The 236-nt window shown below is 65.3% G+C and carries 1 protein-coding gene; it reads left to right on the top strand.

Annotated elements, in window-relative coordinates; all coding sequences use genetic code 11:
• The coding region (locus tag FMEAI12_RS00350; protein ID WP_235013539.1) for an ABC transporter substrate-binding protein at positions 1 to 236 on the top strand (236 nt) is incomplete at both ends.

Below are 236 nucleotides of genomic sequence, written 5' to 3'. Positions count from 1 at the left end.
AAGAGCTGGACCCGCCAGGCCGCCATGGAGCTGGTCAAGAACCCCCGCTACTGGGACGCCCCCAAGCCGTACCTGGACACCCTCACCTTCCAGGCCGCGCTCGACTCCAACCAGCGTTACAACACCCTGATCAGTGACGGCGCCGATGTTGCCGTCGAGACGAACTGGATCAACCTGGCCAAGGCCGAGAAGGCGGGTCTGCCGACCGACCTCCTGCCGCTCAGCGGTGGCTACTT

The sequence above is a fragment of the Parafrankia sp. Ea1.12 genome (assembly GCF_900465275.1).
In the GTDB taxonomy this organism is placed as follows: Bacteria; Actinomycetota; Actinomycetes; order Frankiales; family Frankiaceae; genus Parafrankia; species Parafrankia soli.
This window is presented reverse-complemented; position numbering and strand designations above follow the sequence as displayed.